This window comes from Nocardioides lianchengensis, from assembly GCF_900101465.1.
Lineage (GTDB): Bacteria > Actinomycetota > Actinomycetes > Propionibacteriales > Nocardioidaceae > Nocardioides > Nocardioides lianchengensis.
Genome location: NZ_FMZM01000004.1, coordinates 34,272 through 48,932, shown reverse-complemented (window position 1 = coordinate 48,932; position 14,661 = coordinate 34,272). Strand labels below are relative to the sequence as shown.

Annotated in this window: 15 protein-coding genes; 14 read left to right on the top strand and 1 reads right to left on the bottom strand. The window is 73.0% G+C overall.

Going from position 1 to position 14,661, the window contains the following annotated elements; genetic code table 11:
- Window positions 1–81 precede the first annotated feature (81 nt).
- A complete protein-coding gene (locus tag BLT76_RS08255; protein ID WP_090853648.1) occupies window positions 82–2,118 on the top strand; it encodes an acyl-CoA dehydrogenase family protein in 2,037 nt (678 codons plus the stop codon).
- Between the two features lie 77 nt (window positions 2,119–2,195).
- Complete coding sequence (locus tag BLT76_RS08250) at window positions 2,196–2,855, top strand: class I SAM-dependent methyltransferase (RefSeq protein WP_090853645.1); 660 nt, start codon at window positions 2,196–2,198, stop codon at window positions 2,853–2,855.
- 112 nt (window positions 2,856–2,967) lie between these two features.
- On the opposite strand, the gene BLT76_RS08245 is transcribed toward BLT76_RS08250, so the two are convergent.
- A complete protein-coding gene (locus BLT76_RS08245) occupies window positions 2,968–3,465 on the bottom strand; it encodes an inorganic diphosphatase (RefSeq protein ID WP_090854478.1) in 498 nt (165 codons plus the stop codon).
- A 106-nt stretch (window positions 3,466–3,571) separates the two neighbouring features.
- Between BLT76_RS08245 and dacB the strand changes: the two genes are divergently transcribed.
- The 12 genes from dacB (at window position 3,572) to BLT76_RS08185 (ending at window position 14,659) form a co-directional block, all read left to right on the top strand.
- Complete coding sequence (gene dacB / locus BLT76_RS08240; protein WP_090853642.1) at window positions 3,572–5,056, top strand: D-alanyl-D-alanine carboxypeptidase/D-alanyl-D-alanine endopeptidase; 1,485 nt, start codon at window positions 3,572–3,574, stop codon at window positions 5,054–5,056.
- Window positions 5,057–5,225: 169 nt separating this feature from the next.
- Window positions 5,226–6,254: a zinc-dependent metalloprotease gene (locus BLT76_RS08235; RefSeq protein ID WP_244509316.1), complete on the top strand. Its 1,029-nt coding sequence runs from the start codon at window positions 5,226–5,228 to the stop codon at window positions 6,252–6,254.
- Window positions 6,251–7,231 carry a tRNA lysidine(34) synthetase TilS gene (tilS, locus tag BLT76_RS08230; RefSeq protein ID WP_090853636.1) on the top strand — a complete coding sequence of 327 codons (981 nt, stop codon included), beginning with the start codon at window positions 6,251–6,253 and terminating at the stop codon, window positions 7,229–7,231. Before BLT76_RS08235 ends, tilS begins: the two co-directional genes overlap by 4 nt.
- A 10-nt stretch (window positions 7,232–7,241) precedes the next feature.
- Complete coding sequence (gene hpt, locus BLT76_RS08225) at window positions 7,242–7,793, top strand: hypoxanthine phosphoribosyltransferase (protein WP_090853634.1); 552 nt, start codon at window positions 7,242–7,244, stop codon at window positions 7,791–7,793.
- A 113-nt stretch (window positions 7,794–7,906) separates the two neighbouring features.
- Complete coding sequence (gene ftsH, locus BLT76_RS08220; protein WP_090853631.1) at window positions 7,907–9,964, top strand: ATP-dependent zinc metalloprotease FtsH; 2,058 nt, start codon at window positions 7,907–7,909, stop codon at window positions 9,962–9,964.
- The gene (folE, locus tag BLT76_RS08215) at window positions 9,961–10,581 is read left to right on the top strand and encodes a GTP cyclohydrolase I FolE (protein ID WP_090853629.1); all 621 of its coding nucleotides are present in this window, start codon (window positions 9,961–9,963) and stop codon (window positions 10,579–10,581) included. The genes ftsH and folE overlap by 4 nt, the downstream gene beginning before the upstream one ends.
- A gap of 43 nt (window positions 10,582–10,624) precedes the next feature.
- The gene (gene folP, locus BLT76_RS08210) at window positions 10,625–11,440 is read left to right on the top strand and encodes a dihydropteroate synthase (RefSeq protein ID WP_090854475.1); all 816 of its coding nucleotides are present in this window, start codon (window positions 10,625–10,627) and stop codon (window positions 11,438–11,440) included.
- Entirely contained in the window at window positions 11,437–11,805 is a 369-nt protein-coding gene (gene folB / locus BLT76_RS08205) for a dihydroneopterin aldolase (protein ID WP_090853626.1), read from the top strand. Before folP ends, folB begins: the two co-directional genes overlap by 4 nt.
- Window positions 11,798–12,367 (top strand): 2-amino-4-hydroxy-6-hydroxymethyldihydropteridine diphosphokinase, encoded by a 570-nt coding sequence (gene folK, locus BLT76_RS08200; RefSeq protein WP_090853623.1) that lies wholly within the window; start codon window positions 11,798–11,800, stop codon window positions 12,365–12,367. Before folB ends, folK begins: the two co-directional genes overlap by 8 nt.
- Before the next feature lie 7 nt (window positions 12,368–12,374).
- Window positions 12,375–12,878 carry a DUF3180 domain-containing protein gene (locus BLT76_RS08195; RefSeq protein WP_090853616.1) on the top strand — a complete coding sequence of 168 codons (504 nt, stop codon included), beginning with the start codon at window positions 12,375–12,377 and terminating at the stop codon, window positions 12,876–12,878.
- A 10-nt stretch (window positions 12,879–12,888) separates the two neighbouring features.
- On the top strand, window positions 12,889–13,497 hold the full coding sequence (locus BLT76_RS08190; RefSeq protein WP_090853613.1) for a hypothetical protein: 609 nt from the start codon (window positions 12,889–12,891) through the stop codon (window positions 13,495–13,497).
- A 76-nt stretch (window positions 13,498–13,573) separates the two neighbouring features.
- The gene (locus BLT76_RS08185; protein WP_211752811.1) at window positions 13,574–14,659 is read left to right on the top strand and encodes a GNAT family N-acetyltransferase; all 1,086 of its coding nucleotides are present in this window, start codon (window positions 13,574–13,576) and stop codon (window positions 14,657–14,659) included.
- Window positions 14,660–14,661 lie beyond the last annotated feature (2 nt).

Genomic DNA, 14,661 nt, shown 5'->3' with positions numbered 1-14,661 from the left:
TCTGGCAGGCCCCCGCCGGACGGTCCAGACCGCGATCCTCGGCACGTCTGGCCCCCGTGACCCGTGGGTAACGTGGAGGGCATGTCGACCGAGACCGTGCCGCCGACCGCCGCCGAGGACCTCCCCTCGACCGCCCCGGCCGCGACTCCCCAGCAGGACACCGACGCCGAGGTCGAGGAGCGCTCCGGCTACCGCCGCCCGGCGATCGACGTACCCGCGCTGACGGCGCTGCTCGACGGCAAGTACGCCGAGGTCCGCAACCTGGTCCGCACCAACCTGGCCGAGTACGCCGGCATCCTCACCGACGCCGAGGAGATGACCCGCGACGAGTTCCGCGAGCGGGTCAAGGACGTCGTGGTCGAGATGGCCTCGACCGGCCAGACCGGCATGGGCTTCCCCGAGGAGTACGGCGGCGGCGGCGACATCGGGGCCTCCGTGGCCGCGTTCGAGACCCTGGCCTACGGCGACCTCTCGGTGCTGGTGAAGGTGGGCGTGCAGTTCGGCCTGTTCGGCGGCGCGATCCTCCAGCTCGGCAGCAAGGAGCACCACGACGCCTACCTCGCCGACCTGATCACCGGCAAGCTGATGGGCTGCTTCGCGATGACCGAGTCCGGGCACGGCTCGAACGTGCAGGCCCTCGGCACCGTCGCGACGTACGACGTGGCGACCCAGGAGTTCGTCGTGACGACGACCCGCGAGGACGCCCGCAAGGACTACATCGGCAACGCCGCCAAGCACGCCGAGATCGCGGTCGTCTTCGCCCAGCTCGAGGTCGCCGGGAAGTCCGAGGGCGTGCACGCCTTCGTCGTCCCGATCCGCGACCGCGACGGCGGCACGCTGCCCGGCGTCCGGATCGAGGACGACGGCCTGAAGATGGGCCTCAACGGCGTTGACAACGGCCGGATCTGGTTCGACGGCGTCCGCATCCCGCGGACCGCGCTGCTCAACCGGTTCGCCGACGTGACCCCGTCGGGCGTCTACGAGAGCGAGATCGAGAACCCCAACCGCCGCTTCTTCACCATGCTCGGCACCCTCGTGCAGGGTCGGGTCTGCGTCGGTGGCGGCGGGATCAACGCCGCCAAGGTGGCCATCGCGATCGCCGTCAAGTACGCCCTGAAGCGGCGCCAGTTCGAGGCCACCAGCGAGGACGAGGAGGAGCTGCTCCTCGACTACGGCCTGCACCAGCGCCGGCTGCTGCCGCTGCTCGCCGACACCTACGCGCTGCACTTCGCGCAGGAGGTCGTCGCGGGCCAGCTGCACGACGTCACCTCCGGGATCGAGACCAGCGAGCACGCCAAGCGCGAGCTGGAGTCGCGGGCCGCCGGCACCAAGGCGCTCGGCACCTGGCACGCCACCCGCACCATCCAGGAGTGCCGCGAGGCGTGCGGCGGGGCCGGCTACCTGGCCGAGAACCGCTTCGCCGCGCTGAAGGCCGACACCGACGTCTTCACCACCTTCGAGGGCGACAACCACGTCCTGCTGCAGCTGGTCGCCAAGGGGCTGCTGACCGACTACGCCAGCGACTTCGAGGACCTCGACCAGCTCGGCACGGTCCGCTTCGTCACCAACCTGGCGGTCGAGACCGTCATCGAGAAGACCGCCGTCCACAAGCTGCTGGAGCGGGTCAAGGACCTGCTGCCCGGCGGCGACCAGTGGGACCAGGAGGCCGGTCTCCTCGACAGCGACTACCAGCTGGCGATGCTCCGCTTCCGCGAGGAGCACATGCTCTCCGGCGTCGCCCGCCGCCTCAAGCGCGGCATCGACCAGAAGATGAACCCCGGCGAGGTGTTCTCCCGGGTCCAGGACCACGTCATCGCCGCCGCCCGCGCCCACGTCGAGCGACTGGTGCTCGAGGCGTTCGTCGCCAAGGTCGAGGCGCTGCCGGACGGCGAGAACAAGATCGCCCTCCGGCTGCTCTGCGACCTCCACGCGCTCGGCGTCATCGAGTCCGACCGGGCCTGGTTCATGGAGCACGGCCGACTCTCGGTGGCCCGGTCCAAGGCGATCAGCCGCGAGATCGGCAGCCTGTGCCGCAAGGTCCGGCCGCTGGCCGACGACCTCGTCGACGCGTTCGCCGTCCCGCCCGAGATGCTCCGCTCGCCCTCCCTGCTGGGCTAGCGGTCGAGCGAGCCGCGCCACCGAGGGTGCGAGGTCGTGACCGGCGTGTCGAGACCTCGGCGCCGTAGGCTCCACGCATGCGTCTCCTCGGCGGGTGGTCCGACGACCCGGTCTACGCCGCGGCGTACGACTGGAGCGTCGAGCACCCCCGCGCGGGCGGCCTGGCCTGGCGGCTGGCGATGGGCAGCGACCTCGACCTGCTCTACGACGCCGCCCGCGAGATCAGCGTGCAGCCGCGCGGCGCCCGGGTGCTCGACGTGCCCTGCGGCGGCGGGGTCGCCGTACGGGCCCTGCGACCTGCGCAGGGCGTCGAGTACGTCGCCGCCGACCTGTCGCCCGCGATGCTGGCGCGGACGGCCCGGCTGGCCGAACGACGCGGCGTCGAAAGCCTCGTCACCACGGTGGAGGCCGACGTCGGCGCCCTGCCGTTCGCGGACGCGTCGTACGACCTGGTGGTCAGCTTCACCGGGCTGCACTGCTTCCCGGACCCCGCCCGTGCGATCACCGAGCTGGTCCGCGTGCTGCGCCCCGGCGGGGTGATCACCGGCAGCGCGTTCCTCAACGACACCGGCCTGCGCTACGAGCCGGCCCGCCGGGTCGGCCGGCTCACCGGTCTGCTCGGCCCGGGCTGCACCGGCGACCAGCTGATCGCCTGGCTGACCCGCCTCGACGTCCAGGACGTCACGCTCCGCACCAGCGGCGCGCTGGCCTATTTCCGGGGCGTGCGGGCCGGATGAGAGTTTCATCGGCTAGCCGATGAAACTCTTCCCGGGACGATGAACCTTTGTCGTCCCGGCGTGAGTTTTATCGGCTAGCCGATAAAACTCACCGAGGCCCGAGGCAGCACCGTCAGTGGATCGCGCCGGGGTTGTCCTTGAGCCGCTGGAACGACGCGCGGACCTCGTCCTCGGCCTCGGTGCGGCCGACCCACTCGGCGCCCTCGACGGACTTGCCGGGCTCGAGGTCCTTGTAGACCTCGAAGAAGTGCTGGATCTCCAGGCGGTCGAACTTGGAGACGTGGCTGATGTCGCGCAGGTGCTCCAGGCGCGGGTCGGTCGACGGCACGCAGAGCACCTTGTCGTCGCCGCCGGCCTCGTCGGTCATCCGGAACATGCCGATCGCGCGGCACTTGATCAGGCAGCCCGGGAAGGTCGGCTCCTGGAGCAGCACCATCGCGTCGAGCGGGTCGCCGTCCATGCCGAGGGTGTCCTCGATGTAGCCGTAGTCGGCCGGGTACTGCGTGGACGTGAAGAGCGTCCGGTCGAGGCGGATGCGACCCGACTCGTGGTCGACCTCGTACTTGTTGCGCTCACCCTTGGGGATCTCCACCAGTACGTCGAACTCCAGCACGTGTTTCCTCCGCCATCTGCGGGCCGTCTGAGGGGGCCCTTACGTCAGTACCCGGGCAGTCTCCCCCAGAATGGCCGCGGATGCGTAGCGGAGAGGGGATCGGGTGCACCGACGTGACCGACGCCACGGGCTGACCCAGGCCCCGCAAGGGGAGGCCGGGGGGCTTCGAGGCTGGCTCGCACTGCTCGTCGTGCTCGCGCTGACGGCGGGTGTCGTGGCGACCTACCGCTACGACCTGGCCGACCGCTGGTTCCCCCGCGAGCCCGCCGGGCCGACCGACCCCGCGGTCGTCGAGCCGCCACCCGGCCTCGACCTGCCGGCCGTCACCGCCCCCGCCCCGATCGCGGCCCCGGTGTCGGCCGCCGTCGTCGACAAGGCCGCGGTCCGGGCCGCGTTGGCGCCGTACCTGCGCGACGAGGACCTGGGCCGTCACGTGCTGGCCGCGGTCACCGGCCTCGACGGCGGGCCGACGTACTCCTTCGGCCGGGGTACGGCGGTGCCCGCCTCCACCACCAAGCTGCTGACCGGGCTCGCGACGCTGGCGACCCTCGACCCGGCGGCGACCTTCGCGACCCGCGTGGTGCGCGACGGACGCCGGGTCGTCCTGGTCGGGGGCGGCGACCCGTTCCTGGCCAGCACGCCGCCCGACGCCGACCGCAAGCCCGGCGAGCGGGCGGCCTGGCCGGCCCGCGCCGACCTCCGCACCCTGGCCACGCAGACGGCCGAGGCGCTGCTCGCCGACGGCGTCTCCCGGGTCCGGCTGCAGTACGACGACAGCCTCTTCAGCGGTCCGGCCGTGAACCCGGCCTGGCCGGCGAGCTACCTGCCGGACGGTGTCGTCGCCCCCATCTCCGCGCTGTGGGCCGACGAGGGCCGACCCGAGAACGGCACCGGGCGGGTCGCCGACCCGCCCCGCACGGCGGCGGACGTGTTCGCCCGCGAGCTGACCGCGGCCGGTGTCACGGTCGCCGGCGCTCCGGTCGGCCGGGCCGCCGGGCCCGACGCGACGCCCGTCGCGGAGGTCCGGTCCGCGCCGGTCGCCCAGATCGTCGAGCAGGCCCTGCTCGTCTCCGACAACGAGGCGACCGAGGTGCTGCTGCGCCACGTCGCGCTGGCCGACGGGGGAGACGGCAGCGCGGACGCGGGCGTGCGCGTGGTCACGGCCACCCTGGACCGCCTCGGCGTCCCCACCGACGCCGTCCGCCTGTACGACGGCTCCGGGCTCTCCCGCCGCAACCGGATCCCACCCGCCACCCTGCTCGGCGTGCTCCGCCAGGCCGCGACGGGTGCCCCAGCGCTGCGCACGGTGCTGAGCGGGCTGCCCGTCGCGGGATTCACCGGCTCGCTCGCCGAGCGGTTCGCGACCGGCCCCGCGGAGGGTCGCGGCCGGGTGCGCGCCAAGACCGGCACCCTCACCGGCGTCAGCAGCCTCGCCGGCGTCGCGACCACCGTCGACGGCAGCCCGCTGCTGTTCGTGCTGATGACCGACAAGGTCGAGGAGACCGACACCATCGACGCGCGCGACGCCCTCGACTCGGCCGCCGCCGCCCTGGCCGCGTGCGCCTGCGCGGCGACGGCCGCGCCGTAGCCGTCCAGCGCCGGCCCGGGTCCGACCCCGGCGGCCGCCCCCTCCACCAGCGCAATTGCGCTAGTGGTGGGGGCCGAGGCGGCCTACTCGCCCGTAGCCGCCGCACTTGCGCCGGTCCGGGGACCGCCGCCGCCCCGACCGCCTGCACCGGTGCCAGTACGGTCGTCCCATGACGCGGGAGATGGTGGACTGGGACCTGGCCGTGAAGCTCGGCTCCCGGATCGCCGGCGAGGGCCCCACGGTGTCCCGCGACGAGGCGGCCGCCGTGGTCGCCGAGCTGCGGGCCGACGCCGCGCGCTCGACCGGTCTGGTCCGCGAGTTCACCGGCCTCGACGCCCCCGACGGCACCGCCCCCGTGCTGGTCGTCGACCGCCCCGGGTGGGTGCAGGCCAACGCCGACGGGTTCCGCACCGTCCTGGCGCCGCTCGTCGACACGCTGACGGAGAAGAAGCCGCCCTCGGGCGTCGCGCTCGCCGTGGGCTCCAAGGTCACCGGCGTCGAGGTCGGCGGGCTGCTCGGCTTCCTGGCCGGCAAGGTGCTGGGCCAGTTCGACCCGTTCCACGACCCGCACGGGCGGCTGCTGCTGGTGGCCCCCAACATCGTCCACGTCGAGCGCGAGATCGGCGCAGACCCGACCGACTTCCGGCTCTGGGTCTGCCTGCACGAGGAGACCCACCGGGTGCAGTTCACGGCCGTGCCGTGGATGCGCGACCACCTCTTCTCCGAGGTCCGGGCCATCGCCGAGACCGTCGGCTCGTCCTCGGCGCTCGAGGACGGTCTGCAGCGGGTCGTCGACGCGCTGCGCAGCAGCACCCGCGGCGGCAGCCTGATGGACGTCCTCGGGTCGCCCGAGCAGAAGGAGATCGTCGACCGGGTGACCGGCGTGATGTCGCTGCTCGAGGGGCACGCCGACGTCGTGATGGACGGCGTCGGGCCGAGCGTCATCCCGAGCGTCGAGACCATCCGCGGCAAGTTCAACGACCGCCGCGGCGGCGTCGGCACCCTCGACCGGCTGCTGCGCCGCCTGCTCGGCCTGGACGCCAAGATGGCCCAGTACCGCGACGGCGCCACGTTCGTCCGCGCCGTCGTCGACAAGGTCGGGATGACCGAGTTCAACGCGGTCTGGGAGCGGGCCGAGAACCTGCCCTCGAAGGCCGAGATCGCCGACCCGGAGACCTGGGTCGCTCGCGTGCTGTGACCCTCCACCCGTCGCTCGCCGCCGTCCGCCGGGGCGTACGACGCTCGCTCGCCGACCTCGACCCGGGGCGGACCGTCCTGGTCGCCTGCTCCGGCGGGGCCGACTCGCTCGCGCTGCTCGCCGCCACCGTCGTCGAGGGCCACCGGGTCGGGCTGCGCGTCGTCGGCGCCACCGTCGACCACGGCCTGCAGTCGGGTTCGGCCGCGCACGCCGTCCAGGTCGTCGACCAGATGGCCGGCCTCGGCGTCGACGAGACCGTGGGTGCGCGGGTGCAGGTCGACGACGCCGGGATCGGCCCGGAGGCCGCGGCCCGGCGGGCGCGGTACGCCGTACTGGACGAGATGGCCCGGCACTTCGACGCGGCCGCCGTGCTCCTCGGGCACACCCGCGACGACCAGGCCGAGACCGTGCTGCTGGGCCTGGCCCGCGGGTCGGGCGGCCGCTCGCTGGCCGGGATGCGTCGCTCCTTCGACGTCTACCGCCGCCCCCTGCTCGACGTGGCCCGCGCCGACACCGTCACCGCCTGCCAGGTCGAGGGCATCCGGTTCTGGGAGGACCCGCACAACCGCGATCCCGCCTACACCCGGGCCCGGGTCCGGCACACCGTGCTGCCGGTCCTGGAGGAGCACCTCGGGCCGGGCGTCGCCGCGACCCTCGCCCGCACCGCCGACCAGCTGCGCAGCGACATGGAGCTCCTCGACGACCTCGCCGAGGCCGCCCACGCCCGGCTCGCCGGTCCGGACGGGACGCTCCCGGTCGCGGGCCTGGCCGCCGAGCCGGACGCCGTACGACGGCGGGTGCTGCGCCTCGCCGCCCTGGCCGCCGGCGCCCCCGCGGGCGAGCTGTTCCACGAGCACGTGCTGGCCCTCGACGCGCTGGTCACCGACTGGCACGGTCAGCGCTGGATCGACCTGCCCGGCCACCTCCGTGGACGCCGGGACGACGGTGGTGTCCGCGTCGTCCGGGCGGAGCCTTAGGCTCTCCGACATGGACGCTGCTCACGTCGAGAACGACCTCGTCAACGTGCTCTTCACCGAGGCCCAGATCCAGGAGCGGATCGGTGAGCTCGCCCAGGAGATCGAGGCCGAGTACGCCGGCCGCGAGCTGCTGATCGTCGGCGTGCTGCGCGGCGCGGTGATGGTGATGGCCGACATGGCCCGCGCGTTCACCCGCCACATCGAGATGGACTGGATGGCGGTCTCGTCGTACGGCTCGGGGACGAAGTCCAGCGGCGTCGTGCGCATCCTCAAGGACCTCGACACCGACATCTCCGGGCGCGACGTCCTCATCGTCGACGAGATCATCGACTCCGGCCTGACCCTCTCCTGGCTGACCTCCAACCTCGCCTCGCGCAACCCCGCCTCGGTCGAGGTGGCCACGCTGCTGCGCAAGCCGGAGGCCCTGAAGGTGCCGCTCGACGTGAAGTTCGTCGGATGGGACATTCCGAACGAGTTCGTGGTCGGCTACGGCCTCGATTACCAGGAGCGCTACCGCAACCTGCGTGACATCGGCACGCTCGCGCCGCACGTCTACTCCTGAGCGGACCGTCCGGCGGGCCCACGGTGCCGCCATTGCGCGGATCCTGAGACAATCGTGATTGCCGACGACGTGTACCGTCGTGGGTTCAGACGTGCCCGAGTCGGAAGAAGCCAGTGAAGCGCATATTCAAGGGTCCGTGGGTCTGGATCGTCGTCGCTGTCGTCGGCGTCCTGCTCGCTCTCCAGTTCCTCACCCCCAACGACGGGGGCAAGGAGATCCCCGCCTCCGAGATGAGCTCGCTCATCGCCGAGGGCGGTCTCAAGAAGGTCACCTTCGTCGACGGTGACCAGGAGATCCGGGCGGTGAAGGAGAACGACGACGAGGTCTTCACCAAGTGGATCGGTGGCACCCAGGACACCATCTACGAGGCCGCGATCGCCCAGCAGGACGCCGGCAAGATCGACAAGGTCGAGACCGAGGTCGCCGAGCAGAGCATCCTCGCGACGCTGCTGATCTCGTTCCTGCCGATCATCCTGATCGTCCTGGTCTTCTTCTGGCTCATCAACAGCATGCAGGGCGGCGGCGGCCGCGGCGTCATGCAGTTCGCGAAGTCCAAGGCCAAGCTGATCTCCAAGGACATGCCGAAGACGACGTTCACCGACGTCGCCGGCGCCGAGGAGGCCATCGAGGAGCTCGGCGAGATCAAGGAGTTCCTCCAGGAGCCGGCCAAGTTCCAGGCCGTGGGCGCCAAGATCCCGAAGGGCGTGCTGCTCTACGGTCCTCCCGGCACCGGCAAGACCCTGCTCGCGCGTGCCGTCGCCGGCGAGGCGGGCGTGCCGTTCTACTCCATCTCCGGCTCCGACTTCGTCGAGATGTTCGTGGGCGTCGGCGCCAGCCGCGTCCGCGACCTGTTCGAGCAGGCCAAGGAGAACGCCCCCGCGATCGTCTTCATCGACGAGATCGACGCCGTCGGCCGCCACCGCGGCGCCGGCATGGGCGGCGGCCACGACGAGCGCGAGCAGACGCTCAACCAGCTGCTCGTCGAGATGGACGGCTTCGACGTCCGCGGCGGGGTCATCCTGATCGCGGCCACCAACCGGCCCGACGTGCTCGACCCGGCGCTGCTGCGCCCGGGCCGCTTCGACCGGCAGATCCAGGTCGACGCCCCCGACCTGTCGGGTCGCCACCAGATCCTGCAGGTCCACTCGCGCGGCAAGCCGATGTCCGAGGACATCGACCTGATCTCGGTGGCCCGCCGTACGCCCGGGTTTACCGGCGCCGACCTGGCCAACGTGCTCAACGAGGCGGCGCTGCTCACCGCGCGCAGCAACCAGAAGCTGATCACCAACGCCACCCTCGACGAGGCCATCGACCGGGTGATCGCGGGTCCGCAGCGTCGTACCCGCCTGATGAGCGAGAAGGAGAAGCTCATCACGGCCTACCACGAGGGCGGCCACGCCCTCGTCGCCGCGGCGCTCCCGGGCACCGACCCGGTCCACAAGATCACGATCCTGCCGCGCGGCCGGGCCCTCGGCTACACGATGGTGCTGCCCGACGAGGACAAGTACTCCCAGACCCGCTCCGAGATGCTCGACAAGCTGGCCTACATGCTGGGCGGCCGGGCGGCCGAGGAGATGGTGTTCCACGACCCCACCACCGGCGCCGGCAACGACATCGAGAAGGCCACGAACCTGGCCCGGGCGATGGTCACCCAGTACGGCATGACCGACCGGCTCGGCGCGATCAAGCTCGGCGAGGCGCAGGGCGAGCCGTTCCTGGGCCGCGACATGGGCCACCAGCGCAACTACTCCGAGGACGTCGCCGCGATCGTCGACGAGGAGACCAAGAAGTTCCTCGCGACGGCCCACCAGGAGGCCTTCGACATCCTCGAGGAGAACCGCGACGTCCTCGACTCGCTGGTGCTCGCGCTGCTCGACAAGGAGACGCTCGACAAGGCCCAGGTGGCCGAGATCTTCACGCCGCTGCGCCGCCGCCAGGCGCGCCCGGCCTGGACCGGCTCCCCGGACCGCAACCCGTCCGACATCCCGCCGATCGAGATCCCGCAGGAGATCCGCGACCGGGCCGCCGCCAACGGGCACGCGACGGCGTCGTCGCCCGGCGTCGTCGTGACGCCTCCGGGCCCCGGGGGCGACGTCCACGGCGACCCGACCCTCGGCTCCGGAGGCGGTCCCGTCCCGCCCCCGACGCCGCCGGGTCCCGGCCCCGCATGACCGATCCGGTGTCCTCCCCGGTACGCCGGCCGGAGGACGTCCCGGCCTTCGACCACGCCCGGGCCGAGGCCGCCGTGCGCGAGCTGCTGTTCGCGATCGGCGAGGACCCCGATCGTGAGGGGCTGCTCGAGACCCCGGCGCGCGTCGCCCGGGCGTACGCCGAGCTGACCGCGGGGATCCGGATGACCCCCGAGGACGTGCTCACCACGACCTTCGACCTCGGGCACGACGAGATGGTCCTGGTCCGCGACATCGAGCTGTGGTCGATGTGCGAGCACCACCTGGTGCCGTTCACCGGCGTCGCCCACGTCGGCTACATCCCGGCGGAGACCGGCAAGATCACCGGCCTGTCCAAGCTCGCCCGGCTGGTCGACGTCTACGCCAAGCGCCCGCAGGTCCAGGAGCGGCTGACCACCCAGGTGGCCGACGCCCTGGTGGAGATCCTCGAGGCGCGCGGCGTGATCGTCGTGATCGAGGCCGAGCACCTCTGCATGACCATGCGCGGGGTCCGCAAGGCCGGCGCCCGCACCATCACCTCCGCCGTGCGGGGCTCCTTCCTCAACAGCCCGTCCACCCGGGCGGAGGCCATGGCGCTCATCCACAGCCCGAGGCGTTAGCGCCGCCGTGGACCTGCTGCACCCGACGGGTCGGCCCCGGGTGATGGGCGTCGTCAACGTCACCCCCGACTCCTTCTCCGACGGGGGTCGCTACGCCACCTCGGAGGCCGCGGTCGCGCACGGTCTCCGGCTGCTGGCCGACGGCGCCGACCTGCTGGACATCGGGGGCGAGTCGACCCGGCCCGGCGCGACCCGGCCGGTGGTCTCGGAGGAGCTGGCCCGCGTGGTGCCGGTCATCCGTGAGCTCGCCGCTGCGGGGGCGGTCGTCTCGGTCGACACCATGCGCGCCGAGGTGGCCGAGGCGGCGCTGGCGGCGGGGGCCATGGTCGTCAACGACGTCTCGGGCGGGCTCGCCGACCCCGCCATGCTGCGCGTCGTCGCGTCCGCGGGCGCGCCGTACGTCGCGATGCACTGGCGCGCCCACAGCGACCACATGACCGACTTCGCCCGGTACGACGCCCCCGGCGGGGTCGTCGCCGCGGTCCGCGACGAGCTCGCGGCCCGGGTCGAGGCGATGCTCGCCGCCGGGATCGCGGCCGAGCGGGTGGTGCTCGACCCCGGCCTGGGGTTCGCCAAGCGCGGCGAGCACAACTGGGAGCTGCTGGCCGACCTCGCGCCGCTGCAGGCACTGGGCCTGCCGCTGCTGGTCGGGGCGAGCCGCAAGAGCTTCCTCGGCAGCCTGCTCGGCCCCGACGACGGCCCGCCCCGGCCGGTCGACGAGCGTGAGCACGCCCATGCCGCCGTCCTCGCCCACCTGACCCGTCTGGGAGTGTGGGGGGTGCGGGTCCACGACGTCCGTGCGGCCCGCGACGCCATCGCGGCGACCGTCGCGATCGCCTCCAGGGAGGGGTCCGGATGACCGACGAACTGGCCGTGCTCGGGATCGAGTGCTACGGCCACCACGGCGTGTTCGAGTTCGAGAAGCGCGAGGGACAGACCTTCGTGATCGACCTCGCGCTCGGCATCGACACCGCACCCGCCGCGGCGTCGGACGACTTGCAAGACACGGTCGACTACGGGAGTCTCGTGGCCGCGGTGAAGATCGCCGTGGAGCAGGACCCGGTCGACCTGATCGAGACCCTGGCGCAGCGGATCGCGGACGTCTGCCTCTTGGACGACCGTGTTGAATGGGCGCGGGTCACGGTCCACAAGCCGGATGCACCCATCGAGGCGACGTTCCGTGACGTCGCGCTGACGATCACGCGAAGGACTCCCCGTGACTGAGACCCCCAACCCGCACATCGTCGACGCGGACACCCTCACCGGTGAGATGCGGCCGATCCGGCGCGCGGTGCTGGCCCTCGGCTCCAACCTCGGGGAGCGGATGACCGCCCTCCAGGGCGCCATCAACGCGCTGGCCGACACCCCCGACGTGTGGATCACCGGCGTCTCGCCGGTCTACGAGACCGTCCCGGTCGACTCCCCGGTCGAGGCCAAGAACTACCTCAACGCGGTGGTCCTGATCGACACCACGCTGGCCGCGACCCGGCTGATGGACCGCGCGCTGGCCATCGAGGACGCCTTCGACCGCGAGCGTTCCGAGGTCCCCAACTCCCCGCGCACCCTCGACGTCGACCTGATCGTCGTCGGCGACCGGCGCAGCGACGACGAGCACCTCCGGCTCCCGCACCCGCGCGCCGCCCAGCGCGCCTTCGTGCTCAAGCCGTGGTTCGACCTGGAGCCCGACGCCGAGTTCCCCGACGCGGGCCCGATCTCGGAGCTGCTGGCGACGATCGGCACCGACGGCCTCACCCCTCGCGACGACCTGACGCTCGAGCTCGAGTGAGCCGCCGGTGAGCCAGCCCTCCGAGGAGCCGCCGGGAGCACCCGACGGGCCTGGTGAGGGGCGGCTCCGCCCGACCTCCCCGGCCGGGCTCACCGTCTGCGCCGTCGCCGGTCTCGTCGGCGGTTGGTTCGTCCGACCGCTGGCCGTCGCCCTCGACGGCACGGCCCGGGTCGTCGGCTGGACCCAGCCGGTCGCCCTCGGCGTGGTCGCCGTGATCGTCGGCGTCGCCGCCTGGTCGACCTGGCGCCAGCTCCAGGTGCGCCGCGAGTGGATGGAGCCGCACCGCGCCCTGAACCGGCTCGCCCTGGCCCGCGCGAGCGCGTACGTCGGCGCGCTGGTCGCCGGTGCCTACGCCGGGTACGCCGTCTCCTGGCTCGGCCTGGCCTCCGAGCTGGTGGGCGAGCAGGTGACCCGCGCCCTCGTCGCCGCGGTCGCCGGAGTGGCGATGGTGATCGGCGGGCTGCTGCTCGAGCGCGCGTGTCGCGTCCGATCCGACGACCCGGACGCCTAACCTGCTAGGCATGGCTTCCCCATCAGCAACACGCGTCACAGCACGTCGTCGTCAGCGCAGCACCCGGCTGACGGTGGCCGTGGCGCTCCTGGTGCTCGCGGCCGCCGCCGTCACCGGCGCGGTCGTCAGCGGCTCGTGGCTCCTCGTCACGATCGCCGCGTTCCTCGGCGTCGCCCTCGGGGCGGCCGCCACCCGGATCACCCACACCGAGCTCGCCCAGGCCCGGCGCGACGCCGCTCGCGACCGCGCGGAGCAGGCCCAGGCCTACCGCGTCCTCACCGAGGAGCGCACGGCCGAGCACGCGTCGTACGCCGCCTCGATGACGGAGCGGATCGCCGAGCGCGAGTCGGCGCTGGCCCAGCTCCAGGAGGCCCTGGGCGACGCCCAGCGCCGAGCCGCCGACGCGACCCGCAAGATGAACGCCGAGGCCCGTCGGGCCGACGTGGCCGAGCGTGAGGGGCAGCGGATCGTCTCGCGGCTCGACGAGGCCGAGCAGACCGCGGCCGAGGCCGTGGTGCTGGTCGCCGAGCTGGAGCAGCAGGTCGACGTCCTGAAGGCCGAGCTCACCGCGGTCACCGCCGCGTGGCGGGCGTCCGAGGCCACCCGCAAGCGCGCCTGACCGCCCGCCTGCCGCCCGCCTACCGCCCGCCTACCGCCCGCATGGGGGAGGGCGCGGTGGGGCACAATGCCTCTCCGTGATCCCCGACGACTCCCGCTTCGAGACCGATCCCGAGGAGCTGGTCCCGGACCCGCCCGGCCTGCCGGAGGACTGGAGCGTCGCGACGCCCGACCCGAGTGACCGCTTCGACGTCGCCCGGCTCACCCACCTGCTGCGCGCCCACGAGCGGCACGGCCGCGGCTGGGCCGGCTCCGGCGTCGACGACGTGCTGGTCGAGGTCTCCGAGAAGGGCCTGCGCACTCGCGAGAACGTCGTCGTCCGCGACCCGGGCGGCGAGATCCGCGCCTGGGGCAGCGTCCACGACCGCGCCGGCGGCCGCATGCTCTTCGTGCACGTGGTCGAACGCGGTCTCGACGACGTGGTCGCACGGGCCTGCTCCGACGTCCTGGTCGAGTGGGCCGTGGGCCAGGCCCGGACCGTCGGCTCGGCCCGCGGCCTCGACGTCCAGCAGATCGACACCGGGGCGTTCGCCGACGACGACCGGCAGCACACCTGGCTGGAGGCGTCCGGCTTCACCCGGGTCCGCACCTGGCACCAGCAGAGCCGCCCCGTCACGCCCGACGAGGTCGGGCTGGTCCCCGACCCGGCGGCGTGGGAGTCCGAGGGCATGCGCATCCGGCTGGTGCGTCGTACCGGCTCGGGGATGCCCGACGAGGACGACCTGCGCGACGTCCACGACGTGCTCGAGGGCGCGTTCGTCGACCACTTCAACTCCTGGGAGGAGACCTTCGACGAGTTCCTGCACCGGCTGCGCGAGGACCCCGGGCACCGCTGGGACCACTGGTGGCTGGCCGAGCTCCTCGACGGGGACGAGCCGCAGCCGGTCGGCGCGCTGGTCGCCAACGTCTCCGAGAGCACCTCGGGCCCGGACGGGTCGTACGTCTCCTACATCGGCGTGCTCGAGGCCGCCCGCGGTCGCGGCGTGGCCAAGGGCCTGCTGCGCACCGTGATCGCCGACGCCGCCGCGCGCGGCCGGGACCGGGTCGGCCTCGAGGTCGACGCCGACTCGCCGACCGGCGCCCACGGCCTCTACTCGTCGATGGGTTGGGAGACGACGTACGTCACCGAGTCCTGGCACCGCGACGTCCCGGTCACCGACTGACG